Source organism: Acidisphaera sp. L21, from assembly GCF_009765685.1.
GTDB lineage: Bacteria > Pseudomonadota > Alphaproteobacteria > Acetobacterales > Acetobacteraceae > LMUY01.
On record NZ_LMUY01000074.1, the window covers coordinates 69,626 to 93,090 of the forward strand.

At 65.8% G+C, this 23,465-nt stretch carries 26 protein-coding genes and 2 tRNA genes; 5 read left to right on the forward strand and 23 right to left on the reverse strand.

The window, feature by feature from the left end:
* Positions 1-81 precede the first annotated feature (81 nt).
* Together GSQ76_RS14525 and dusB are read right to left on the reverse strand one after the other, a co-directional pair.
* Complete coding sequence (locus tag GSQ76_RS14525) at positions 82-1,224, reverse strand: two-component system sensor histidine kinase NtrB (protein WP_408836646.1); 1,143 nt, start codon at positions 1,222-1,224, stop codon at positions 82-84.
* Positions 1,221-2,249 (reverse strand): tRNA dihydrouridine synthase DusB, encoded by a 1,029-nt coding sequence (dusB, locus tag GSQ76_RS14530; protein WP_158744623.1) that lies wholly within the window; start codon positions 2,247-2,249, stop codon positions 1,221-1,223. The genes GSQ76_RS14525 and dusB overlap by 4 nt, the downstream gene beginning before the upstream one ends.
* Before the next feature lie 89 nt (positions 2,250-2,338).
* Here dusB and GSQ76_RS14535 point away from each other — a divergent pair, with 89 nt between their 5' ends.
* From GSQ76_RS14535 to GSQ76_RS14545, 3 genes are all read left to right on the forward strand, one after another.
* Positions 2,339-3,469, forward strand: a complete 1,131-nt coding sequence (locus tag GSQ76_RS14535) for a bifunctional 2-C-methyl-D-erythritol 4-phosphate cytidylyltransferase/2-C-methyl-D-erythritol 2,4-cyclodiphosphate synthase (protein WP_158744624.1) — start codon at positions 2,339-2,341, stop codon at positions 3,467-3,469.
* A 55-nt stretch (positions 3,470-3,524) separates the two neighbouring features.
* The gene (locus tag GSQ76_RS14540) at positions 3,525-3,818 is read left to right on the forward strand and encodes a hypothetical protein (protein WP_158744625.1); all 294 of its coding nucleotides are present in this window, start codon (positions 3,525-3,527) and stop codon (positions 3,816-3,818) included.
* A gap of 79 nt (positions 3,819-3,897) precedes the next feature.
* Entirely contained in the window at positions 3,898-4,293 is a 396-nt protein-coding gene (locus tag GSQ76_RS14545) for a DUF6481 family protein (RefSeq protein WP_158744626.1), read from the forward strand.
* Here the strand turns inward: GSQ76_RS14545 and GSQ76_RS14550 are convergent.
* The 9 genes from GSQ76_RS14550 to GSQ76_RS14590 form a co-directional block, all read right to left on the reverse strand.
* Positions 4,269-4,964 carry a GNAT family N-acetyltransferase gene (locus tag GSQ76_RS14550; RefSeq protein ID WP_158744627.1) on the reverse strand — a complete coding sequence of 232 codons (696 nt, stop codon included), beginning with the start codon at positions 4,962-4,964 and terminating at the stop codon, positions 4,269-4,271. The two genes, GSQ76_RS14545 and GSQ76_RS14550, sit on opposite strands and share 25 nt — an antisense overlap.
* A gap of 199 nt (positions 4,965-5,163) precedes the next feature.
* A tRNA-Pro gene (locus tag GSQ76_RS14555) sits at positions 5,164-5,237 on the reverse strand.
* 139 nt (positions 5,238-5,376) lie between these two features.
* Entirely contained in the window at positions 5,377-5,904 is a 528-nt protein-coding gene (locus GSQ76_RS14560) for a MerR family transcriptional regulator (RefSeq protein WP_408836656.1), read from the reverse strand.
* Positions 5,904-6,230: an integration host factor subunit alpha gene (locus GSQ76_RS14565; RefSeq protein WP_158744629.1), complete on the reverse strand. Its 327-nt coding sequence runs from the start codon at positions 6,228-6,230 to the stop codon at positions 5,904-5,906. Before GSQ76_RS14565 ends, GSQ76_RS14560 begins: the two co-directional genes overlap by 1 nt.
* 79 nt (positions 6,231-6,309) lie before the next feature.
* Entirely contained in the window at positions 6,310-7,281 is a 972-nt protein-coding gene (locus GSQ76_RS14570) for a beta-ketoacyl-ACP synthase III (RefSeq protein WP_158744630.1), read from the reverse strand.
* On the reverse strand, positions 7,281-8,366 hold the full coding sequence (gene plsX / locus GSQ76_RS14575; protein WP_158744631.1) for a phosphate acyltransferase PlsX: 1,086 nt from the start codon (positions 8,364-8,366) through the stop codon (positions 7,281-7,283). The genes GSQ76_RS14570 and plsX overlap by 1 nt, the downstream gene beginning before the upstream one ends.
* A 34-nt stretch (positions 8,367-8,400) precedes the next feature.
* Positions 8,401-8,604, reverse strand: a complete 204-nt coding sequence (rpmF, locus tag GSQ76_RS14580) for a 50S ribosomal protein L32 (protein ID WP_158744632.1) — start codon at positions 8,602-8,604, stop codon at positions 8,401-8,403.
* A gap of 130 nt (positions 8,605-8,734) precedes the next feature.
* Positions 8,735-9,232, reverse strand: a complete 498-nt coding sequence (locus GSQ76_RS14585) for a DUF177 domain-containing protein (protein WP_158744633.1) — start codon at positions 9,230-9,232, stop codon at positions 8,735-8,737.
* Complete coding sequence (locus GSQ76_RS14590) at positions 9,229-9,765, reverse strand: ubiquinol-cytochrome C chaperone family protein (protein ID WP_158744634.1); 537 nt, start codon at positions 9,763-9,765, stop codon at positions 9,229-9,231. The genes GSQ76_RS14585 and GSQ76_RS14590 overlap by 4 nt, the downstream gene beginning before the upstream one ends.
* Before the next feature lie 165 nt (positions 9,766-9,930).
* Between GSQ76_RS14590 and GSQ76_RS14595 the strand changes: the two genes are divergently transcribed.
* The gene (locus tag GSQ76_RS14595) at positions 9,931-10,425 is read left to right on the forward strand and encodes an outer membrane protein assembly factor BamE (RefSeq protein ID WP_158744635.1); all 495 of its coding nucleotides are present in this window, start codon (positions 9,931-9,933) and stop codon (positions 10,423-10,425) included.
* 45 nt (positions 10,426-10,470) lie between these two features.
* On the opposite strand, the gene GSQ76_RS14600 is transcribed toward GSQ76_RS14595, so the two are convergent.
* The 3 genes from GSQ76_RS14600 to GSQ76_RS14610 are packed head-to-tail and all read right to left on the reverse strand — an operon-like array spanning position 10,471 to position 13,044.
* Complete coding sequence (locus tag GSQ76_RS14600) at positions 10,471-11,328, reverse strand: sulfurtransferase (RefSeq protein WP_158744636.1); 858 nt, start codon at positions 11,326-11,328, stop codon at positions 10,471-10,473.
* A gap of 28 nt (positions 11,329-11,356) precedes the next feature.
* A complete protein-coding gene (locus GSQ76_RS14605) occupies positions 11,357-12,460 on the reverse strand; it encodes an acyl-CoA dehydrogenase family protein (RefSeq protein WP_158744637.1) in 1,104 nt (367 codons plus the stop codon).
* A gap of 26 nt (positions 12,461-12,486) precedes the next feature.
* A complete protein-coding gene (locus GSQ76_RS14610) occupies positions 12,487-13,044 on the reverse strand; it encodes an OsmC family protein (RefSeq protein ID WP_174247350.1) in 558 nt (185 codons plus the stop codon).
* Positions 13,045-13,201: 157 nt separating this feature from the next.
* Between GSQ76_RS14610 and GSQ76_RS14615 the strand changes: the two genes are divergently transcribed.
* Complete coding sequence (locus GSQ76_RS14615; RefSeq protein ID WP_158744638.1) at positions 13,202-13,804, forward strand: TetR/AcrR family transcriptional regulator; 603 nt, start codon at positions 13,202-13,204, stop codon at positions 13,802-13,804.
* On the opposite strand, the gene GSQ76_RS14620 is transcribed toward GSQ76_RS14615, so the two are convergent.
* From GSQ76_RS14620 to GSQ76_RS14660, 9 genes are all read right to left on the reverse strand, one after another.
* On the reverse strand, positions 13,801-14,367 hold the full coding sequence (locus GSQ76_RS14620; RefSeq protein ID WP_158744639.1) for a GNAT family N-acetyltransferase: 567 nt from the start codon (positions 14,365-14,367) through the stop codon (positions 13,801-13,803). The genes GSQ76_RS14615 and GSQ76_RS14620 overlap by 4 nt on opposite strands.
* Positions 14,364-15,668 (reverse strand): RsmB/NOP family class I SAM-dependent RNA methyltransferase, encoded by a 1,305-nt coding sequence (locus GSQ76_RS14625; RefSeq protein WP_158744640.1) that lies wholly within the window; start codon positions 15,666-15,668, stop codon positions 14,364-14,366. Before GSQ76_RS14625 ends, GSQ76_RS14620 begins: the two co-directional genes overlap by 4 nt.
* 39 nt (positions 15,669-15,707) lie before the next feature.
* Positions 15,708-17,219: an IMP dehydrogenase gene (gene guaB, locus GSQ76_RS14630; RefSeq protein ID WP_158744641.1), complete on the reverse strand. Its 1,512-nt coding sequence runs from the start codon at positions 17,217-17,219 to the stop codon at positions 15,708-15,710.
* Between the two features lie 76 nt (positions 17,220-17,295).
* Complete coding sequence (locus GSQ76_RS14635) at positions 17,296-18,009, reverse strand: RlmE family RNA methyltransferase (RefSeq protein WP_254070413.1); 714 nt, start codon at positions 18,007-18,009, stop codon at positions 17,296-17,298.
* A gap of 10 nt (positions 18,010-18,019) precedes the next feature.
* Complete coding sequence (locus tag GSQ76_RS14640) at positions 18,020-19,030, reverse strand: Ppx/GppA phosphatase family protein (protein WP_158744642.1); 1,011 nt, start codon at positions 19,028-19,030, stop codon at positions 18,020-18,022.
* A gap of 78 nt (positions 19,031-19,108) precedes the next feature.
* Positions 19,109-19,183, reverse strand: a tRNA-Gln gene (locus GSQ76_RS14645).
* Position 19,184: 1 nt separating this feature from the next.
* Positions 19,185-20,063, reverse strand: a complete 879-nt coding sequence (locus tag GSQ76_RS14650) for a 4-(cytidine 5'-diphospho)-2-C-methyl-D-erythritol kinase (RefSeq protein ID WP_158744643.1) — start codon at positions 20,061-20,063, stop codon at positions 19,185-19,187.
* Positions 20,060-21,622: a tetratricopeptide repeat protein gene (locus GSQ76_RS14655; RefSeq protein WP_158744644.1), complete on the reverse strand. Its 1,563-nt coding sequence runs from the start codon at positions 21,620-21,622 to the stop codon at positions 20,060-20,062. The genes GSQ76_RS14650 and GSQ76_RS14655 overlap by 4 nt, the downstream gene beginning before the upstream one ends.
* A 186-nt stretch (positions 21,623-21,808) precedes the next feature.
* Entirely contained in the window at positions 21,809-23,434 is a 1,626-nt protein-coding gene (locus GSQ76_RS14660) for an electron transfer flavoprotein-ubiquinone oxidoreductase (protein ID WP_174247351.1), read from the reverse strand.
* Positions 23,435-23,465 lie beyond the last annotated feature (31 nt).

The following is a 23,465-nucleotide window of genomic DNA, read 5'->3' on the forward strand; positions in this document are numbered from 1 at the left end:
GCACTACCTCGAAAAGACCGGGGCGCTGCCCCAAATCTGGCAAGGGACGGTCGTCCCTTGAAATGCGTCTTGGTGGCGGGGCTATTCCCCGTCGACGTCTTCGCTGATCACCGGCAAATGCAGCGCGAATTCGGTCCGCCCCGGCACGCTGTCAACCTCGATCAGCCCGCCATGGTCGGCGACGATTTTCGCCACCAATGCCAGCCCCAGCCCGCTACCGGACGGTTTCGACGTCACGAACGGCTCGAACAGATGCTGGCGCATATCCTCGGTGATACCGGGGCCATTATCCCGCACCGTCACCACCAATGGCAGATGCACCCGCTGCGTCGACCCGGGAATGGCCAAGCGAACGCCGTGCCGATAGGCAGTGGTTAACGTGATCTCGCCGTCATGCTCGTTGGCGGTGATCGATTCCGCAGCATTTTTTACCAGGTTCAGCAGCACCTGAACCAACTGATCCCGGTTGGCATACACCGGCGGCAACGACGGATCGTATGATTCGTTGAACCTCAAATGCGCGGCGAACCCGGTCTGCGCCAGACGCCGCACGTGTTCTAGAACGCGATGAATGTTCACCGCCCGGCGCTCGATCGGCTTCTCGCCGAACGCCTCCATCCGATCGACCAGCGCGCGGATGCGATCGGCCTCGTCGCGGATCAAAACCGCCAACTCCCGGTCGGCCTCGCTCACGCTGCCCTCCAGTAACTGGGCAGCGCCGCGAATGCCGGAGAGCGGGTTCTTCACCTCATGCGCCAGGATCGCGGCCATCCCGCTCACCGAGCGGGCGGCCGAGCGGAACACGGTTTGCCGGTCTAGCGCCCGGGCGGCCGAGGCGTCCTGCAGCGATAGCACGACGTTGCCGGGTTCCTCGTTCAACGGGGTGGCTTGAACGGCGATCGCCTGCTTGTGCAGCCGCGGGCTTTCCAGCGACAGATCGTGGTCGGCGATCGTGATGCCGTGCTGGCGCACCTGGCCGATCAGGTCGAATAGCGGGTGATCCTCGGGCAGCAGGTCTTTCAGCCCCATATGGGACAGTTGCTGCATCGACAGGCCAAGGAACTGCTCCGCCGCGTGGTTGGCAAAGCGGAAGCGATTGTCGGCGTCCAGCAGCACGACGGGCACCGGCAGCGCGCCCAGCATGGCGGCAGCGTCGATCTCTGGGCCGCGGGCGGGGGATTTACCGATGATTCGCAGGCCGCTGCGCGCCACCATTCCCATCATGCCGCAAGCGCCTCCGGCGCCTGCATCCGGCGGTCGTAGAACTCGTCGATCAAGCTGCGAACGGCGGACACTTCGTCGCACCGCATGACGGCGGCGCGAAATTCGGCGGATCCGTGCAAGCCGCGGGAATACCAGGCGACGTGCTTGCGCCCCAGCCGAAGCCCCGGCTGCACGCCAAAATGGGCGAGCATCGCCTCATAATGCTCGATCAGAATGGCTTTTTGCGTCGCCAGCGAGGGGTCCGCCAGGCGCCTGCCGCTGCGCAGGAACGCGGCCACTTGGGCCGGAAACCACGGCCGGCCGTAGCAGCCACGCCCGACCATCACACCATCGGCGCCGGACCTGGCCCGCGCCTCGGCCGCTTCCTCGACCGTGGTGATGTCGCCATTAGCAATCACCGGGATCGATACCGCTGCCTTCACGGTGGCAATGAAGTCCCAATCCGCGGTGCCTGTGTAGAATTGCTGCCGGGTGCGGCCATGCACTGTCACCATGGTGATGCCTGATTCCTCGGCAATCTTTGACAATCTAGGCGCGTTCAGCGTCGTGTGATCCCACCCCATACGCATCTTCAGGGTTACGGGAACAGGCACCGCGCGAACAGTTGCCTCCAGAATGCGGGCCGCACCTACCTCATCCCGCATCAGGGCGGAACCGGCGCTTTGGCCGACTGCGACTTTTTTTACCGGGCAGCCAAAATTAATGTCGATCAGATCGGCACCGCGGCCTTCGGCGATCCTGGCTGCCTCCGCCATGGCTGCTGGATCGCATCCGGCCAGTTGAATGGAGTTCGGACCAGCCGCCTCATCCACGCTCGCCATCCGCATCGTCGCCTGATTTTCGCGCACCATTGCCCACGATGCGATCATCTCCGACACGACAAGGCCGGTGCCTAACCGTTTGGCAAGACGACGAAATGGCAGATCGGTCACCCCGGACATCGGGGCAAGTATAACCGGCGTCTCGATCGTGACTGCCCGCGAACCGGCGCCCAAAGTCAAAGCTGGAAGATCATTGCCCATCATTTGAGCAAATTACGCGGAGGGCGGCAGCATAGCAATCGCGCGATCCTACTCATTGACGGGAGTGTCGCCGCCGCGCATTTCTCCGCCCCATGCGAATTGCCGCCATCTTGGTCGCTGCGGGCAGCGGCAGCCGCTTCGGCGGCGACATCCCCAAACAGTTCATCTTCCTCGCTGGAAAGCCAGTGATCCGCCACGCGGCGGAGGCGCTACTGGCCCATGTCTCCATCATCCAGCCCGTCGGCGATGCCGAGCCGATCGCCAACGCGTTGCGAGGCCTGGCCATTCTGCCTGCCGTGCCGGGTGGGACGACGCGGCAGGCGAGCGTGAATGCCGGGCTTCATGCCCTGGTGCCGCATGCGCCGGACATCGTGCTGGTGCATGACGCCGCGCGGCCGTTCGTGCCGGCAACCGTTATTCCGGCCCTGCTGATCGCCCTCCGCACACATGACGGCGCCATCCCCGCCGTGCCAGTCGCCGACACGCTGAAGCGCGTGCAATCCGGACGTATCGTCGCGACGGTGCCGCGGGACGGGCTGTATCGGGCACAGACCCCTCAGGGCTTCCGCTACCACCTGCTGCGCGCCCTGCATGCCACCGGCGACCGCGGCGCCACCGACGACGCCGCCCTGCTGGAAGCCGCGGGCCATCCGGTGGCGATCGTTCCCGGCGCTGACGACAACATCAAGCTGACCTTTCCGGAGGATATCGTGCGTCTGGAAAATGCTTTGGCCCCCGGGCTGATACCGCGTGTCGGCACCGGCTTCGACGTGCATGCGGTGGAGGCCGGGCGCCCGCTGGTGCTATGTGGCATTACCGTGCCGCATGATTGGGGCCTCGCGGGGCACTCTGATGCCGATGTCGGCATTCACGCTCTGTGCGATGCCATCTACGGCGCGTTGGCCGAGGGCGATATCGGACGCCATTTCCCCCCGAGCGAATCGGAGTGGAAAGATGCCGACAGCGCGCGCTTCCTGCGCCACGCAGCGGAGCGGATCGCCGCCCGCGGCGGCATGTTGGCGAATGCCGATGTCACGCTCATCTGCGAGCGTCCGAAGATCACCCCCCATGCCCCGGCGATGATCGCGCGCCTGGCCGAACTGATGGGTGTCGATATCGGCCGCATTTCCGTCAAGGCCACTACCACCGAGCGGCTGGGCTTTCCGGGCCGTGGCGAAGGCATCGCGGCGCAAGCCGTCGCGACGATCCTGCTGCCCGCGTAGCGCCCCCTTGCACGCCAGGTCCCAACGAATCAGGGTGGTGGCAAAGGAGACTTGCATGAACCGCATCGTGCCCGCTTTGGTCGCAACCATGCTCGTCGGCGCCTGCACCGCCCACGTCGCGTCCGCATACCCCGTTCCGCCGGCGCTTCCGGCAGAGACGATGCCGTTGCCGCCGGTGAGCAGCGAAACACTGGTCTGGCAGCCTGGCGATTGGGTCTTCACTGGTGGTTCGTATCGCTACGATGCCGGTCGCTACATTCCGGCTGCGGGGCACGGCCCGAACTGGGTGTTCGGTCACTGGATCGGCACGGACGGCAATTACGCTTGGGTGCCCGGCGGCTGGAACTAACCAGAGTCGCGCGGAGCACTTAGCTGACCGGTATTCAAATGGTATTCTCAACAACGCTTGAGGCCGTTAGAAGACGCCCATGAATGCACGCAAGAATGAGACTGTCAGCGACCGACTAACCTCCGCGGCGAAAGCCAAGCAGGCGATGCTGGAGAGGTTCAAGTCCCGACCCGGTCTAGATGACCCGGCGGTTCAAGAGCGGCTGGAGGCACAGAAGGCGATCATCGCCGCCCGTGAAGCCCGCGCCGCCGAGCGCAAGGCCGCTGCGGAAGCCGAAGAAGCCCGCATCGCCGCTGAAAAGGCCGAGCAGGCACGGCTGGCAGCGCTCGAGGCCCAGGCCGAGGCAGAACGCGAAGCCCGTCGTGCCGAAGAAGTCGCCGCCGCGGATGCCGATTACAAATCCCGCGCCCTTGCTTTGGCTGCCGAGCAGAAGGCCGCCCGCGACGCCCGCTACGCCCGCCGCAAGGCGCGCTGATCCGCCTGACGATACGCGGGGCGACTTGTGCGCCCCGCTTGCCGCCGCTTCTGGGGTACTGGCGGCCCCCGCTCCACACCAATGATCCACGCGGCATGTGGCCCCACGGTCGACCGTAGCCGCCGGTGCCGGAACACCCGGCGCGCCTTGGCCGCTACGGCCGCCAGGATGAATTCCGCCAGATCGGCCGCCTGAAACGGCACTGGCAGATCGAACTCCAGCACCAGTTCATCGGTGGCGACGTTGCGCCCGACGATATGGAACCCGAACCGGTTATAAAGATGCAGCGCCCGACTGTTCTCGGGCGCCACCAGGAGCCGTATGCGGCGGCAACCCTCCACGCCACGGAGCCGGGCCATTGCCGCCAGCAAGGCGCTGCGGCCGTAACCGCCTCCCTCCTGCCGACGGTCGATCGCGAGCCAGCCAAGCCACCAGCAGGCGCCGTCGCGCCGGTCGGGGTGAACGACATAGAACCCGATCAAACCCTCGCTCGCCTCGATGGCGATCAGGGAAGAGGCCGGGTTGCGTTTGACACTTGTGAGAATGTCGCCGATCGGCCCGATGAACCGGTCCGCCCGCGAAGGGTCGAATTCGATTTGGCGAATGGCATCCAATTCGGACGATAGCAGTCGTCGGTAAGATGGGGGCGCGAAGCCCCTAAGGGATAGCATGAAACTCTCTGATTTGGAGAAACGGGAGCGAACGCTCTGCTGCCGGGTAAACCGGCCAACAACCGCTTTAGGTGCACGCCCGGATACTATCCGGGCTAAAAACCTCTCTCATGGGCACACAGTAGTCTTTGTGCCCCCGGGCCAGCAAGCGAATTGCGATGAGGTAGACGCCGAGGTTGCAAACGCTTGGTCGCCAGAATCGGGCAGGCGGGATTCGAACCCACGACCCTCAGTCCCCCAGACTGATGCGCTACCAGGCTGCGCTACTGCCCGCTACTCTGATGATCCGGGATCGAGATCCACGGGTAGTGCGCCTCGACCGGGGAAGCCGATGCGCCGCGTTGCGATACTGCTCTGCGATGCGGCACCGTGTAGCAGTCGGTTCGTCGCACCGCAACGCCGCAGGTGCAGATCAGCGCGGCAACAACGCGCGCAAGGCCTCCAGTTCCTCCAGCGCATGATGCAACAGTGCCCGCAGCCGCTGGATCTCGACACCGTCGGACGGGTCGTTGCGCTGGATGGGTGCGGGTGGCATCGGCATGATGCCGGGCAGTGACAACAGGGTCGGCTGCTCCGCCTGCGTCGCGCGCTCGGCAGCGGCGGCGGCACGCTCGGCCTCCGTGGCCGGCGGGATGTCGTCGGACAGCTTGCCACCGCCTTCCCGCAACAAGCGCTGGACGCCCTTGATCGTGTAGCCCTGGATATACAGCAGGTCGGAAATGCGCCGCAGCAGCGAGATGTCGTCCGGGCGATAGTAGCGCCGTCCGCCCCCGCGCTTCAGCGGCTTCACCTGGGGAAACTTGGTTTCCCAAAATCGCAGAACATGCTGTGGTATGTGCAGTTCATCCGCCACCTCGCTGATTGTGCGAAATGCGTTCGGGGCTTTCTTCGGCTTCGCGCGGGCCTCCGCCAACTCATCCATGGGCGCGCCCGCAAGCATCATTCTTCATCGCCTGCGAACTCATCACCAGTGGGGACTGCGGTGCCATTGACGTGGGCCTTCAGCACTTGGCTCGGCCGAAACACCAGCACCCGGCGGGGCAGGATAGGCACTTCGATACCGGTTTTGGGGTTGCGCCCGATACGACGACCCTTTTGTCGGACCGAAAACGTTCCGAACCCACTGATTTTCACGGATTCTCCGCTCTCCAGAGAGCGTGCCAGGCGGTCCAAGACCGTTTCCAGCAGATCCGCAGACTCGTTCCGGGAAAGCCCAACCTGGGTATAGATACGTTCGGCCAGGTGCGCGCGGGTTACTGTGTTCATCCGCCGCACGCTATGCGGCGACGCTTGGAAGCGTCAAGCAAACGCCCTGGAATTAAACAAAACCTGGTCGGCTGTGGCGCTAGAGTCGCACCAGAGCGGATCCCCATGTCAACCCGCCACCCAGGGCCTCCAGCACCAGCAGGTCGCCACGCTGCATGCGGCCACTATGCCAGGCCTCCGACAAGGCCAGCGGGATAGACGCGGCCGAGGTGTTGGCGTGCCGATCGACCGTGACGACCACCCGATCCGGCGCCAGGCCCAGCTTGCGGCCCATGGCGTCGATGATGCGCAAATTGGCCTGATGCGGCACCAGCCAATTGACATCGGCACTGTGCATGCCATTGGCCGCCAGCGCTTCGTCCACCGCAGAAGCGAGCTTGCTGACCGCATGGCGAAAGATCTCCCGCCCATTCATCTTCAAATGGCCGCTGAGTTCCGGCCGGCCAACGGCGCCATCCACATACAAGAGCGGCCCCAGCGAGCCCTGGGAATGCAGATGGGTCGATAGGATGCCACGCCCGGCGGAACCCTCCGGCTGCTCCTCTGCTCGCAGGAACACCGCGCCCGCTCCGTCCCCGAACAGGACGCAGGTGCCGCGGTCGTTCCAGTCGAGGATGCGGGAATAGACCTCCGACCCTATCACCAGCGCACCGCGGACCTGGCCGCTGCGGATCATCGCATCGGCGATGCTCAGCCCGTAGACGAAGCCGCTGCAGGCTGCCGAAACGTCGAAGCCAAACCCGCCTGTGCCCAACTCGGCTTGCACGGCGACGGCCGTCGCCGGGAATGCCTGGTCCGGCGTGCTGGTGCCGAGAATGATGACGTCCACATCCGAGGCCTTGGCGCCGGCATGAGCCAGCGCAGCCGCAGCGGCGCGCGTGCCCATATACGCCGCGGTCTCATGCGGGCCGGCAATATGGCGCTGGCGGATGCCGGTGCGCTCGATGATCCATTCGTCGGATGTGTCGATCCGATCGGCCAGTTCGGCATTGGTGACGATGCGTTCCGGCAGATACGACCCGGCGCCCGCCAAAACGGCACGCAGCGTCATCAACGGGCCGCCGCCAATTGGGGGCCAGTTGCAGCAGGCAGGGCGATTTTGCTGAGGCCATCGCGGATGCGATCGTTGAACCGGTGCTCGACCATGTCGATGGCCACGTCGGTCGCATAGGCGAACTGCTCTGCATCGGTGCCGCCATGGGATTTCACCACGACGCCGTTCAGACCCAACATGATTGCTCCGTTATATCGCCGCGGATCAACCCACTCGCGCAGACGCTCCAATGCCGGGCGTGCCAATAAATACGCGACACGGCCGGCCCAGCTACTGCTGAACACCTGCTTCAGCATGGTGAAGACGAGCTTCAACGCGCCCTCCCCCATCTTCAGCGCGACATTGCCGGTAAAGCCGTCGGTGACGACCACGTCGGTCTTGCCGCCGGGGATGTCGTCACCCTCAACGAAGCCGTGGAACTGAGGTCCGAGGTAGCTGGCACGCAGCGTTTCCGCAGCCTTCTGCACGCGCTCGTCGCCCTTCAGCTCCTCCGACCCGATATTCACCAGGCCGATCGTGGGGAATGGCAGCCCCAACACGGCGCGCGCGAAGACATCGCCCATCACCGCGAATTCGACCAGGTTGCGCGAGTCGCACTGCGTGTTGGCGCCCAGGTCCAACATGATGACATCACCCTTCGCCGATGGGCAGAGCGCCGCTAGCGCAGGCCGATCGATCCCGGGCAGAGTCTTGATGACGATCTTTGCCAGCGCCAGTAGCGCGCCGGTGTTACCAGCCGAGATCACGCCGGCCGCCTCTCCAGTAGCGACCGCGTCGATCGCCACCCGCATGGACGCATTGCGGAGCCGCAGGGCCGCAGTCGGCTTCATCTCACCGCTGATGACGTCGGGTGCGTGCCGCAACGTGCAGGACGTCGACAATCTCTTGGCAGCCATCAAAGGCGCCAGGCGGGCTTCGTCGCCCACGACAAGAAATCGAGCTGCTGGATGGCGCTCGACCGCTATTGCCAGCCCGTCGATCACCACCTCAGGTGCCCGATCGCCGCCCATGGCATCGACGGCAAGCGTAAACACCCCCGGCGCCGTGCCAGATACGGCTGGCTTGGAGGTGCTTGTGCTCATGTCGGCATTGCTCGTCCGGCGGGGAGCCGGCAGATCAGACGCGGACAGCGCCCTTCAGGGGCTTGCCGGCGGCGATGACTTCACGGCCGTCGTAATGGCCGCAATGCGCGCACACATTGTGCGGGCGCTTCAGCTCACCGCAATTCTTGCAATCCGCGAACGCTTGGATGGTCAAAGCATGGTGGCTCCGACGCATGCCCATACGGGATTGCGAGGTCTTCTTCTTAGGAACGGCCATGGGCAGGTGCCCTCCGACTGTGGTGACGCCGGCTGCGGCCGGAAGCCGGCTCGGCACAGCATCACATATTGCAATAGCTTAGGGCGCGCCCTCTAGCAGACGCACCAATCCCCCGCAAGCGCTACAAGGATTACTCTTCCGGCTTCCATTTTGCTAGCGCGGCGAACGGGTTGACCGGGGCGTCACCGGCCTCCTCCGGCAATACGGCGCCCGGCTTGCGGGGGTAGGGATCCAACGCCAGGGCCAGTTGCTCGACTGTTGCCTCGCCGAGTTCGAGCGAGTCGTTCAGCATCACCAATTCGTCCGGTTCATCAGGGTCTTCGGAGGGTTCGCCTTCCCGGCCGGGCGGCACGAAGCGGACGGCAAACTCCTCCACCATCTCCACGACAAACGCATCTAGCGATACGACACACTCCTGGTGCAGCCGCGCGGTGAGCGAGCCCTCGGCTTCCACAACTCCGCCCCGCGCTGGACGCAGGGCCCAGCGACAGTGCACGCTCTGGACGGAGGGGATCAGCAATCGCTTGGCAATGGCCTCGCATTCGGCCGGAGTCGCATCCACCGTCACGACCAGCCCGCCGCCCACCCGGTCGGCTGGTATCGGGCGCATCATCTCGAGGTCGGTCATGCCAACACCGGCGAAGCGAACCGAAAATGGCCGGCAAGCAGCTCGGCCGCGGGCGCGGCCTGCAGAGCCGCAAGTTGGGTGCGGGTGTAGTTAGCCAGCTGCGCCGCACCCGGCGCCTCTCCGCCGCGCCACACGTTGCGCGCCAGGGCCATCTGCAACGCCGCCGGGTCCGGATCGTCGATCGCGGCCTCGTAGGCGGTCGCCCGGCCATGGAAGGCTTCCCACATGGCACGAACGTTGCGGGCGACGGTCATATCGCCGACGCCCAACTCTCGAAGATTGATATCCATGTCGGAGAACATGGCATCAAACAACGCCTGTGCCACTGCCTGGCCCGGCGCAGGCAGGGTGCGCAGCCGGCGGATCAGCAGACATGCATGCAGGCCCACCAGGTCGAACCGGCCATCCAGCGTGTCCGGCACCCCCAATTCGGCATAGAAATACGGCGACCGCGCCGCGGCGACTGCGCCGTTGTAGAGTTCGAAACCCCGTCGCTCGTAGCGACTGCGCCCCAACAAGCCGAAGAAGGCCATGTTTCGTCCTAATCCCCAACCATTGACATCCAATCGTTGACACCAGCCCGTCCGGCGTGACACCCCCACGCCATGCGAACCCGGTGCCCCGGCGCCATTCTACCCCGGCACATAACGCGGCAGGCCGCCGGGTCAATGTACCCGCCGCTATCCAGGATCTTTCACGTGCGACGTTACGCTCCTGCCCTGCTCCTCGCCGCAAGCCTTCTCGGTGCCTGCTCCGTGCTGGAGGCGCCACCCCAGGTGCGCGGCAACAAGGTCGACGCCGACCAACTGAAAGAATTGATCCCTGGCACCGCCACCCGGGCGGACGTGACCAGCTTGCTGGGCTCGCCCACGGCGAAGGCAACGTTCGACGACAATACCTGGATCTACATCAGTGAGGTAACGCAGCCCCGGGTCGGGCGCGTGCAGGGCATTAACAGCCAGGATGTGGTGACGGCCGTGTTCGACGATCGCGGCGTGCTGCAATCGCTGACGCACAAGACCAAGGACGACGCCAAGTCCGTCAGCGTGGTAGCGCGGGCGACCCCTTCGCCGGGCAGCGACAGCACGTTCATGCAGCAGCTTCTGGGCAACGTCGGCAAGTTCACGGCTGGCCCGACCGCAGGCGGCAATTCTTCGGGCGGCGACAGCGGCGCCACCTTCGGCGCGAAATAACTAGCGAAATCAGCCCTCCCACACGGGGAGGGCTGACCGGTCGCGTTAGGCGTGGGGCATTCCAGTTTCGATCGGCAGCGCCGGGTCGCGGCTCCACTCGTTCCATGAGCCGAAATACATCCGCACGTCCTTGATCCCGGCTTCGTGCAACGCGACCAGGGAGTTGGAGGCGCGAGCTCCCTTGAAGCAGTAGAGGTAAACCGGCGTCTCCGGCTTCACCCCGACCGTATGCAACTCAGCCAACAGCTCGTCCTTCGACTTGAACATCGGCCCGGCGGCGGTCGGCTTCATAAGGCGATACCACTCCAGCCATTTGGCGCCGGGGATCCGGCCTTTGCGCGGCGCGAAATCTGGCCCGTAGGGGGAGGACGACGTGCCGATCCACTCGTCCACGTCCCGCACATCCAGCTTGACGATTGCTGCATTCTCAAGCGCCTGCAGCATATCCTCCTTGTCAAGCATCATGTGCTCGCCTGCGGTGGACTCCGGGAACGACTTTGCCGCCGGGGACGGCACCTCCGTCGTCACCTCTAACCCGGCCGCCTGCCACGCCGCCAGCCCGCCGTGCAGGATATGCGCCTTGGAGTAGCCCAGGAAGCTCAGCAAGTAGTAACCGCGGCACGACATCCCGAAGCCCGAGTTCATTGAGCCCTCGTAGAACACCACCGTCTCGTCCCCGCCAATCCCGGCGGCACCAAAAGCGGCGGTGAACTTGTCCTTCAGTTCGGCCATGCCCTCCTTCGTGGACATCGCCAGGTAGGTGAAGATGTCGAACATGTTCACCGCGCCCGCAATGTGCCCGGCGGCGTAGTTCTCTGGCGACCGCGTGTCGATCAACACGGTGCCACCGGCGGCAATCAGGTCCGTCAGCTCGGCCGGCGAAATCAGGATCTTGTCGGGCATTGTGCTCGCTCCGGTTGGAAGTGGGGGCCTAGTTCGCAGCCACCCGGCTTAGTTCTTGGGTTAGGTGCCGGCTGGAAGGTGTTATCATCGCGACGAAATATCCCTCGCGAAGGCGACGCTGAACTGGCGCGCCGACGATGAAGGCGCGGGCGCCGGTGTGCAGCATCGCCGCCTCGGTCGCTTGCAGGGTCAGCTCGCCGACGCGCAGCCGCGCCTCCAGCACCAGCCGCACGTAATCGGGCGAGCCGTCTCGGGGCGTGGCGGCAAGCGTCAGGATGGCGTCCTGCTGGCTGGCCAACTCGGCCTCGAAATAGTCAGGCCGCCGAGGCAGGAAGCGATTGGTGGCGGCATGGGTCTGGTCGGCCTGCACCATCGCATCGATGCTGGCGCGGATGACGCCGAGGCCCATCCCGGTCTGCAGCAGCACGAAGCCCGGGCGTATGCGCGCGACCATGTCGCCCAGCGGCTCGGCCAGCATCATCTCATCCGCGATGAACGCCCGGCGGAACCGCACCGAGTAGGTGCCGGTGCCCTCCAGCGTGGAGAACTTCACGTTCTGGCGAATTTCAACGCCGGGCTGGCCGCATTGCACCATCGCCATCATGCGGTGCGCAGGGTTATCGGCATCCTCGAACACGGTGCCCAGCCAATGCCCGTCGCTCAAATTGCTCACCCAGGGGAGCACACCGGTCACGCTGAAGCCGCCCGACACTCGGGTGGCGCGCAGGGCAAATCGCTCCATGCCCGCCAGCGCCTTGATCGGGTTCGACAGCCCTGTACCGCCCAACAGGGCGCCGGTGGCGATGCCGGGCTGCAGGCGATCGCGCAGCGCTGTATTGTCGGTGTTCTCCAGATACCAGCCGCATGCGTCCTGGCACCAGGTGCAGAAGGCGGTCGACATGCAGACCGCAGCCACCTCCGCCATGGCGGTAATTGCGCCCGCTAAATCCTGTCCGCCAGACCGGGCAAGGTGGTGGCTGAACACCCCCGCCTCGCCCAACCGGCGCATCGCGTCGGCCGGATACAATCCCTCGTCGATCTGGTTCACCAGGGGCGCCAGCTCCGCAGCCAATACACCGGGCAGATCCGGGGTGGCGGCAGCGGGGTGGGCGACGTCGAGCAATTGGCTCATGCGGGCGCTCCCTGGTGAATGGTGGATCAGACCGTCTCGCAGTTGACGGGAACGGGCTTGCTGAAGGTGTTGGCGACCGGCGACCAGGTGCGCGCATGGGCAACGAGTTCGTCCAACTCTGCCTTTGGGGCGTCGGCATCCAGATGCACCTTCACCCGCACCGCATCGAAGCCGACCGGCTTGGGGCTGGTATCACCGGTCCCCCAAACGGCGGTGATGTTGATGTCCGCCTCCAACTCCAACTCCAGCGAGCGAACGGTGATCCCGCGGGCCACTGCGTTGGCGTGGATGCCGACTGCCAGGCACGAGCCGAGTGCCGCCAAGGATGCCTCGGACGGGTTGGGTGCGGTGTCGTCACCCAGTAGGCCCGGCGGCTCGTCGACGATGTAGGGCGGCAGGTCACGGATCATATTCAGATGGCGGAAGCGGCCTTCCGCGATGGTCTTGCACTTCAGCGTCTTGATTGCCTGCGGATTGGCGCGGCCCTTCGCGATTAGGTCGTCCAGCCCATTTTTGTCGATTGGGGCGAGGCATCCAGTCATGGCGCCGGGGCCGGCGGCTGGCTTGATGACGGTGGCGCTCATTGGCGGTCTCCTTGGTTCTTGACGGACCGGGCGATGGCTCGGCCGCTTAGATCAGGGCATATACAGAATGGTCTGTCTATCTGAACGCCACTGAAGCAAAGAATGTGCCACGCTGTAGCGGGTTGCGAATATATCCGCTGACTGCGAGACTCCGCCTGTGAGCAACGCTGCCCTTCATTCCCCCAAGCCGCACCCTGCGCATGAACGGATCGTGGAGGCGGCGCGTGACCTCTTCTGCCGCCAGGGCATCCACGCCACGGGGATCGACACCATTCTCGCCGCCGCCGGGGCGTCGAAGATGACTCTCTACGGCCGGTTTGGATCGAAAGACGCTTTGCTGCGCGAAGTGCTGTCGCGTGAGGGAGCCGATTGGCGGGAGGTATTCTTTGCCGCCGTTACCGCTGCGGCCGACAACCCACTGGCGCAGCTCACCGCGATCCCCGCTGCGTTGGACCACTGGTATCAGGGCGGTCGCCTGTATGGCTGCGCCTTCATGAACGCGATCGCAGAGCATGATAAGACCGAGCAATGGCTGCGGCAGATCACCGCCGACCATCACCGCATGGTGCTCGCATTTTTCGCCGGGCTCGCGACCCAGGCTCAGTTTGCCGAACCCGAAATCCTGGCCCGCCAACTGCTTCTGCTCATAGACGGGGCAAATGCTGCCCTAATGGTCACCAACGACCCATCGGTTCTGGAAATCACCCAGCGCAATTTGGATGCTGTCTTGGCCATGGCCCGACGGACCTGCCAGGGCTAGGTCGCGGGAGACGCGGCGATCAACCGTTCGATCGGATCCCACGCGTAGGCGGTCTGCGGCACCGAAACCCCAGCGACCCTCGTATCCGACTCGGCGACCGGCCGGCCGCCGAGGCGTTGATAGAACCAGCGGCTGGGATTATTCCGCAGCACCCACAGAAACGCCGTCCGGCTGCCCGCCGCCGCGAGATGCGCCGCGCCAGTGCGGATCAGGCGCCGGCCGACGCCACGCTCCCGCCAGTCATCCAGAACGTAGAGCGTTTCGATCTCGCCATCGGCCTGCAAGCCGCTTGGTAACGTGGCGTCTGTGCTGCGTCCAACGGTGGTGTAGCCGACCACGCGCGGTCCATCGCCGCGCGGCACGTCCTGGCCGGATGCGATGGCGACATACACCCCTGCGCCCGCCCGAATCTGCCGGTCGTAGAACGCAGCCTGCCGGGTGACGGACAGGCCGGCCAGATAATCCTCCGGCAAGATCCCGGGATAGGCGCTGCGCCAGGCCGCAACGTGGACCGCTCCGATCAGCGGCGCGTCCGACGGGCGGGCCCGGCGCACCGCGATCATTCGACCGTTGCCCGCCGCTCCAGCACGGCGCCGAAGAACCCATCCGTCCCGTGTGTCCGTGGCGTCAGCGACAAATAGGGGCCAGGACCTGGCGGCGAGCCTGGCAATGTCCAGGCCCGATCCAACGGGACGACGACGAACTCCGGGTGACGCGCCACGAACGCTTCCACTTGGGCCTCGTTCTCTTCCGACAGCAGCGAACAAGTGGCGAACACCAGCCGACCGCCAGCGCGCACCAGACGAGACGCATCGTCCAAGATCGCGGCCTGTTTGGGAAGCAACTCTTGTAGGTCGATCGGTCGCAATCGCGCACGTGCATCCGGGTTGCGCCGCCAGGTTCCTGTGCCCGTGCAGGGGGCATCCACCAGCACCCGGTCGAACGTGCCGGCCCGGCGCTTCGCCCATTTGTCGCCCACCGCAATCAGGTGGCGCTCCACGTTATGCACCCCGGCCCGGCGTAGACGACGCACCGCGCCCTCCAGCCGTTTATCGTGTACATCGCAGGCGACGATGTGGCCGTGGTTCTCCATCGTCATCGCGATTGCCAGCGTCTTGCCGCCCGCGCCGGCGCACCAATCCGCCACCCGCATCTGCGGCCCGGCGCCAACAAGCGCGGCCACCAATTGGCTGCCCTCGTCCTGAATCTCGACCAGGCCGGACTGGAACGCGGCGCCGGTCGTCACCGCCCGCCGCCCCTCGATCCGGAGCCCCCAGGGCGAAATCGGCGTCGGTTCGGAGGGAATGCCCTCCGCCAGCAGCGCCACCCGGGCTTGCTCCCGCGTGCCACGCAGCAGGTTCACCCGCAAATCCAGCGGGGCTTCCTCCTCCATGGCGAGCAATTCGGGATCCAGGGCGTTACCGAATCGCGCCGCGACATGCGGCAGCAGCCAGTCCGGCATTTCCAGCCGCACGGCGTCCGGCATTTGCGGGTGGTCCAGCGTGTGACCGGCCAGTTGCCCAGCAGCCTCGATCTCCTGCGCCAACATCGGCGCCGGGCCGTACTGGCCGCCGGAATAGGATTGCTGAACGCCGGGTACGGTCCACCCTTCCAGCAGCAGCGACGCGGCGACCAGCATGCGCGGGGTCGGCGCCGTGCCAGCCCGCTCCAACCACCAGGACAGGCGGCGCCGGGTGCGCAGGATGCGCCACGCCCGCTCGGACACGGCTCGGCGGTCACCCGACCCGATGAAGCGGCGGTTGCGGAAAAACTCGTTGGCGACGGCGTCGGCGGGGCGGCGCGGAAACGTGTCCACCTCCACCAAAAGCTCGATTGCGGCAGCAAGCCGTGCGGCTGGTGTCACGCTCGGGTTGTCATCTCGGCCATCGTCTCGAAGGACACTTCAGCCCTCCTGACGGTAATTCGGCGCTTCGCGGGTGATTGCGACGTCGTGCACGTGGCTCTCCCGTAGGCCGGCGCCGGTGATGCGGCGGAAGCGGGTGTTCACCTGCAGATCCTCCACGGTGGCGCTGCCGGTGTAACCCATGCCGGCGCGTAGCCCGCCGACCAACTGGTGCACGACCGCGGACACCGGCCCTTTATAGCCGACCCGGCCCTCGATCCCCTCCGGCACCAGCTTCAGCGTGTCCTTGATCTCCTGCTGGAAATACCGGTCCGCCGACCCGCGCGCCATCGCGCCGATGCTGCCCATGCCGCGATAGGATTTGTAGCTGCGCCCCTGGTACAGGAACACCTCGCCAGGCGCCTCGTCGGTGCCGGCCAGCAGGCTGCCCACCATCACCGCATCCGCGCCGGCGCCGATCGCCTTGACGATGTCGCCGCTGGTGCGCACGCCGCCATCGGCGATCGCGGGCACGCCATGCTCCCGGCACGCCGCCGCCGTTTCCAGCACCGCCGTGAATTGCGGCACGCCGACGCCCGCCACCACACGGGTGGTGCAGATGCTGCCCGGTCCGATGCCGATCTTCACCGCGTCGGCCCCAGCCTCGATCAGCGCCAGCGCGCCCTCGGGCGTCGCCACGTTGCCCGCCACGACCTGCACCGAGTTCGACATCTGCTTGATCTTCTCGACCGCGGCCATGACGCCGGCGGAGTGGCCGTGCGCCGTATCCACCACCAATACGTCGATCTCCGCATCGATCAGCGCGCGGGAGCGGATGAGTCCGTCCTCCCCCACACCTACGGCAGCGGCAACCCGCAGCCGCCCCAGCTCGTCCTTGTTGGCGATCGGGTGGGCCTGGGCCTTCTCCATATCCTTTACGGTGATCAGCCCGACGCAGCGGTATTCGCTATCCACCACCAGCAGTTTTTCCAGCCGATGCTTGTGCAGCAGTCGCTTCGCCTCGGTCGGCGGCACGCCACTCTGCACCGTCACCAGGTCTTCCCGGGTCATCAGTTCGAACACCTTGACCGACGGATCGGTGGCGAACCGGACGTCGCGGTTGGTGAGGATGCCGACCAGCCGCCCCGTCCCCCGCTCCACCACCGGCACGCCGCTAATGTGGTGCGCGTCCATCAGCACCCGCGCATCCGCCAGCGTCTGGTCCGGGTGGATCGTCAGCGGGTTCACCACCATGCCCGATTCGAACTTCTTCACCCGGCGAACCTGCAGGGCCTGCTCCTGCGGGGTGAGGTTCTTGTGGATCACCCCGATCCCGCCGAGTTGCGCCATGGCGATCGCCATCGCCCCCTCCGTCACCGTATCCATCGCGGACGACACCAGCGGGATGTTCAGCGAAATGGTGCGGGTGAACCGTGTGAGCGTGTTCGCCGCGTGCGGCAAAACCTCGGAGAAGCCCGGGACCACCAGGACGTCGTCAAAGGTCAGCGCCTCGCGGATGATCGAGTCACCACGGGTGGATCGTATTGCAAGGGGGGTTGTGTCGGGTGCCATGGCGATGATCTCTCCGGCGGGAGCGGGTCCCGCGCCTTGGCAACTCGACATAGGGCGCAGTGCCACAGGAAGCAAGTTACGTGCGCACGACACTGCCCGGCGTGTGGCGAAAGCCTTTGGCAACGACGTACATCTCGCTGGAGTCCTTGCGACTCGCCGGCGGCTTGGCGTGGCGCACGCTGGCAAAGGCCCGCTTCATCGGGTCCAGCAACTGCTTTTCCGACCCGCCCTGCAGCACCTTGGCAATGAAGCTGCCGCCGGGCGCCAGGGTCTGCAGTGCAAAGTCCAGCGCCAGTTCCGCCAGTGCCACGATGCGGACGTGGTCGGTCATCGTGTGACCGGTGGTGTTCGGCGCCATGTCCGACATCACCAGATCCGCCGGGCCGCCCAGTTCGGCGCGCAGCCGGTCGGGCATGTCTGGATCCATGAAGTCGCCATGGATGAACCGGACCCCGGTAACGCTGGGGATCTCCAGCAAGTCCACACCGACGATCGCGCCGCAGCCGCGCTTCACCGCAACCTGGCTCCACCCGCCAGGGGCCGCGCCCAGATCGATGATGCGTGAGCCGCGATGGATCAACGAATAGCGGTCGTCCAACTCCATCAGCTTGAACGCGGCGCGCGACCGCCAGCCCTGCGCCTGGGCGGCGCGAACATACGGATCGTTCAACTGCCGCTGCAGCCAGCCTTGCTGCGTAGTGGTTCGCCCGCGGGCGGTCCGCAGCCGGACCTCCAAGCCACGGGGAGCGGCCGGGGTCTTGCTGCCCGGGCCTTTCGTCGTCTTCGTCAAAATACTTCGCCTACGAACGAGCGGCGCGGTGCCGGGCGTGCCGGATCAGCCGGAGCAACATCCCTTCCCGCAGGCCGCGGTCGGCGACGGTCACTTCCGGCACCGACCACATGGTGTGGATTGCAGTATATATGGCGCAACCCGCCAGCACGAAATCCGCCCGCTCCGGGCCGACGCACGGATGCGCCGCCAAACCATCCCGGCCCATCCGCCGCAGCGCCGCCACCGCACCGGCCGCAGCCTCCCGCGACAGAACCTGACCATCCACATACACCCGGCGATACCGCTCCAGCGCCAACACTTCACCCGCCAACGTCGTGACGGTGCCGCTGGTGCCCAGCAGCCGCACCCCACCATGGCGCAGTTCCTGGGTAATGCGATGGATTCCCTCGAACCCATGCAGACGGGCGGTCACGTCCGCCACCATGGTGGTGAACCCGCGCTCCGTGAACGCGGCGGCGCCGTATTGCTCAGACAGGCCGACGACGCCGACGGGCATCGACATCGTGCCGATCAGTTCAGGCCGCTGGTCCTGCGCCAGGCGCACCCACACAAGTTCGGTCGAGCCCCCGCCAATATCGAACAGCAGCGCCCGCCGCCCCTCGCCCGCCAGCAGCGGCGCGCAGCTTTCCAGCGCTAGCGTGGCCTCTTCCCGGGTGGAGATCACGTCCAACTGTAAACCGGTTTGCCGGGCGACGCGGGCCACGAACTCGCCGCTATTGGTCGCCTGACGGCAAGCCTCGGTGGCGATGGCGCGCATACCGCTCATCCGGCGGCGGGCCAGACGGTCGGCGCAGGCCTGCAGCGCCTCGACCGCCCGATCCATCGCCTGCGGGCTCAAACACCCGGATTGGCGCAGGCCTTCGCCCAGGCGAACCACGCGGCTGAAGCTCTCCAGCACGCGAAACCCCTCAGCCGTCGGGGTCCCAACGAGCAGCCGGCAATTATTCGTGCCGAGATCGAGCGCCGCGTAGGTCATGGACCCGGAATGCCGGGCCGAGGTGCTGTCCGCCAGTTGCATTGCAACATCACTGTCAACCGAGCGGGCGGGAATGGGAAGTCTTTTACGCGCGAGTCGGTCACATCAGCGCGGAGAGGCTGGTTGGGGCGGGAGGGATCGAACCTCCGAATGGCGGAATCAAAATCCGCTGCCTTACCGCTTGGCGACGCCCCAGCTAGCTGCCTGTCAATACGGTGTGGGTCGAGGGTTCGTAAAGGGGGCCGGCACTGCGCCACCACGAGGCCGGCAATGCATCGGCGCCCGCTTGCGCCATCGCCGGGTCGGCAAACAGGCCGAAACAGGTGGCGCCGGAGCCGCTCATTCGCGCCAGCAGGCAACCTGGCAGCATCCGGATCGCGCCCAGCACGTCGCCGATCGAGGGTGCGACCGTCAGCGCCGGCGCCTCCAGATCATTGCCGAGCGCCGCCAGTGCCGCCGCCAACGCCGCCACATCCGGCCACGACTCCGGCAGCGCGGCCGGGGACGAGAACGCGGCCTTGCGAGCACGAAATACGTCGGCTGTCGCCACCGCGATGCCTTGGTTCACCAGCAGCAACCCGCAACTCGGAATCACTGGCAGCGGCGATAGCGCCTCTCCCACCCCCTGCATGCGCGCCGGCCGGCTTGCAACGCACACTGGCACATCGGCGCCCAACCCCAGCGCCAGCCCGGCAAGCACCTCGGCAGACGGCGTCAGCCCCCATAACCGGGATAACACTCGCAGCGCCGCTGCCGCATCGGCCGACCCGCCGCCAATGCCGGACGCAACTGGCAAATTCTTTTCCAGCACCAATGCCGCCACGGCCGGGCGCCCAGCCCAATCCGCCAGCCCCCGCGCGGCACGAAGCACCAGGTTATCCGGCTCTGCCGTCAGTCCTGCCGCGAACGGACCCTCGACGCACAGCGAGAGCCGATCCGCCGGGCTGGCATGAAGCCGGTCCGCGGCGGGTCCGAACACGACCAGACTATCCAACAGATGATAGCCGTCGGCCCGGCGCCCCGTGACGAGAAGGCTCAGATTGACTTTGGCCGGCGCAGTCTCGGTCAGCCTCACTCCACCCGATGCTCCGGCGTGGCGCTGGCTGCAGCGGGCGCAGCGGGCGTGGTGGCCGCCGATAGTTTGGATTGCAGGCCGGGAATTTCCTGTGGGTCGGGATTCAGGATCAGTGCCCGGCGCCACTGCACCTCCGCCTCCCGCCGCCGCCCCACAGCCATGTAGGCGTCGCCGAGGTGGCCGTTCACGGTGGCATCTTCGGGCAGCAATTCCACCGCCCGTTCCAGAAAGCGCACCGCCCCCGCCTTGTCGCCCTGCCGCAGCAGCACCCAACCGAGGCTATCCACGATCGAGCCCTCATTCGGCTGCTGTTCCACCGCCTGTTCGATCATTTGGCGGGCGCGCGCCAGGTTGCGCCCTTGCTCGGTCCAAGCGTAGCCGAGGTAGTTCAGCACATAGGGCTGGTTCGGCGACAACTCCAGCGCGCGGAGCAGATCGGCCTCCGCATGCGGCCAATCATGGGCTCGGTCGTAGGCCATGCCACGCTGGTAGAACAGGCTCCAATTGGCCGCTGTCGGCTGCGAAATCCGGTCGATGGCGCGGCCATAGGTCTCCGCCGCCTCGCTGAAATGGTTGGCGGAGCGCTGCATGTTCGCCAGCAACGCCAAGGGCTCCGGCCGCTGCTTATACTGGTCGGCCAGTTGCTCCAGTTGCCTCTGCGCCTCCTGCAGGTGACCTTCGCGGTCGGCGTATTGCGCCCGGCGCAACTGCACCACCGCGATCAGAGGATCGCTGTTCGCCACCGCGGCCAGCGTCGCCGTAGCGGCGTCTGGCTGGTGATTCGCGGTTTGGATCTCCGCCATCAGCAAACGTGCAGCCGTGAAGTCGGGCCGCAGGTCCAGCGCCAAGCGCAGTAGCAGTAGCGAGAAATCCGAAGCGTCCTGCCGCTGCAGCGTTGCCGCCAGGGCCAAATAGGCCTCCGCCACGCCGTCCGCGGCCGAGGAGATTTGCGGCGTCGACACTGCCAGTTGCATCGCTGGTTCCGCGATCGACAGATCGGGACTGGCCTGGGCGGTGGCGCGGACCGTTGCGCGCGCCTCCGCCTCCTGCCCGCTGCGGGCCTGCCAACTGCCGATGACCATGCCCAGGCGCAAGTTCAGCGCACCATACTCTACCGTCGCGATCCGGTAGAGCCGGGCAGCGTCGGCGGTGCGGCCGGCAAGGTCGTTGATCATGGCGGCATGCAGCGCGAAGACGCCGCGATAGCGCGTTCCCTCCACGAACGGACGCAGCGTGTTCAGCGCTTCATCGGTAGCGCCGGCACCCTGCTCGGCCCAGGCGCGCAACAGGGGCTGTAGCACCTGGGTGGCGCCGATGGTGGGAAGACTGGCGAATTTCGCCTCCGCAGCCCGCCAATTACCGGCCTTCACGTCCGTATTGCCCAGCACCAAGATCGCCGCCGGGCTGGATGGCAGATCGGTGGCCAGCGCCACCGATTCCGGCCGCCCGGCCATGACCGTCGCGATAAAGGCTTGCTGTTGGAGATCGGCGTTTTGCGGATCGGATTTTAGCGCCGCGATAAAGTCATCGGATGCGGTCGTCACATCCGTCTGCGCCATCGCGAATCGCCCGACCAGGATTTGCCCGGACGTACCCGCCAACGGCCGGGACTCGGGCCCGGGAATTTCGGCCGGGTCTGCCGCGGCGCAGGCCGATAGCAGACAAAGGACAAGCAAGGTGGCGTGCGGGCGCTGCAACATAGGCCAGTATTATCGCCCGCACGTCCTCAATGCCAGAGCGTAGAATTACATGCCGCCGGGGTAGTTCGGCCCGCCGCCACCCTCCGGCACCGCCCAGTCGATATTCTGCGTCGGGTCCTTGATGTCGCAGGTCTTGCAGTGGACGCAGTTCTGCGCGTTGATCTGCAACCTCGGTTCACCCTCCTCCACACCCACCGCTTCATAGACGCCGGCAGGGCAATAACGGCTTTCCGGGCTGCGATACTCGTCCCAGTTAACACCCTTCCACAGCGAAGGATCCCGCAGGCGCAGATGCACTGGTTGGTTTTCCTCGTGGTTGGTGTTGCTGATGAACACGGAAGACAGGCGATCGAAGGTCAGCTTCCCGTCCGGCTTCGGGTAGGCGATAGGCCGCACCTTCGCTGCATCCACCAGCGTCTCGTTATCATTGTGCCTGTGGCGCATCGTCCACGGCGCCTTGCCCCGCAGGATGAACGTGTCCAATGCCGAATACGCGATGCCGCCATACAAGCCGAACTTGCTGAACGCCGGGCGGATGTTGCGGCAGGCGCTCAACTCCTCCCACACCCAGCTCGCCTTGATCTTGTCGGTGAATGCGGTGGGTTCGATCGGCTTGTTGCCCGCCAGCGCTTCTGCCAAGGCCTCCGCCGCGACCATGCCGGACTTCATCGCCGTGTGGGTGCCCTTGATCTTGGGCACGTTCAAGAACCCGGCGCTGTCGCCGATCAACGCGCCACCCGGGAAGGTCAGTTTCGGGATCGACTGAAACCCGCCTTCGCTCAGCGCCCGCGCACCGTAACTGATCCGCCGGCCGCCTTCGAAATGTTTGCGCACGTCAGGATGGGTCTTGAATCGCTGCATCTCGTCGAACGGGGATAGCCATGGGTTCTTATAGTCCAATCCTACGACGAAACCGTAGGACACCATCCGGTCACCCCAATGATACAGCCAGGATCCGCCATACGTACCGGCGTTCAAAGGCCAGCCAACACTGTGCTCGATTAGGCCAGGCCTATGCACCTCGGCTGGCACTTCCCACAGTTCCTTGATCCCGAGCCCATAGGTCGGCGGGTCACTTTCGGCCCGTAGGTCGAAGCGTTCGATCAGCTTCTTCGTCAGCGACCCACGGCAGCCTTCGCCGAACAGCGTATAGGTTGCGCGTAATTCCATGCCGGGCTGATAGTTCGGTCCGGGTTCTCCGCCTTTTTCAACACCCATATCGCCGGTGGCGACGCCGACGATGCGGCCGTCTTCTTCCAGCAATTCGGCTGCTGCGAAGCCGGGGTAGATTTCCACGCCCAACTCCTCCGCCTGCTGCCCCAGCCAACGCACCACGTTGCCGAGCGAGACGATGTAGTTGCCCTGGTTGTGCATCTGCGGCGGCGTGGGCAGACGGATGGATCGCGTGGCGGTCAGGAAGATGAACCGGTCTTCGCCGGCCGGAGTGGTCAACGGTGCCCCGCGCTCTTGCCAATCGGGCAGCAATTCGGCCAGGGCCCGCGGCTCGATCACAGCGCCGGACAGGATGTGCGCCCCGACTTCGCCGCCCTTCTCCACCACGCAAACGGTCGCTTCCGGCGCGAGCTGCTTCAGTCGGATCGCCGCGGCGAGGCCGGCCGGCCCTGCCCCCACGATCACCACATCGAATTCCATCGCCTCGCGTTCAGACATCGATATCCTCCCTGTGTGGGTTAAAGTAGGA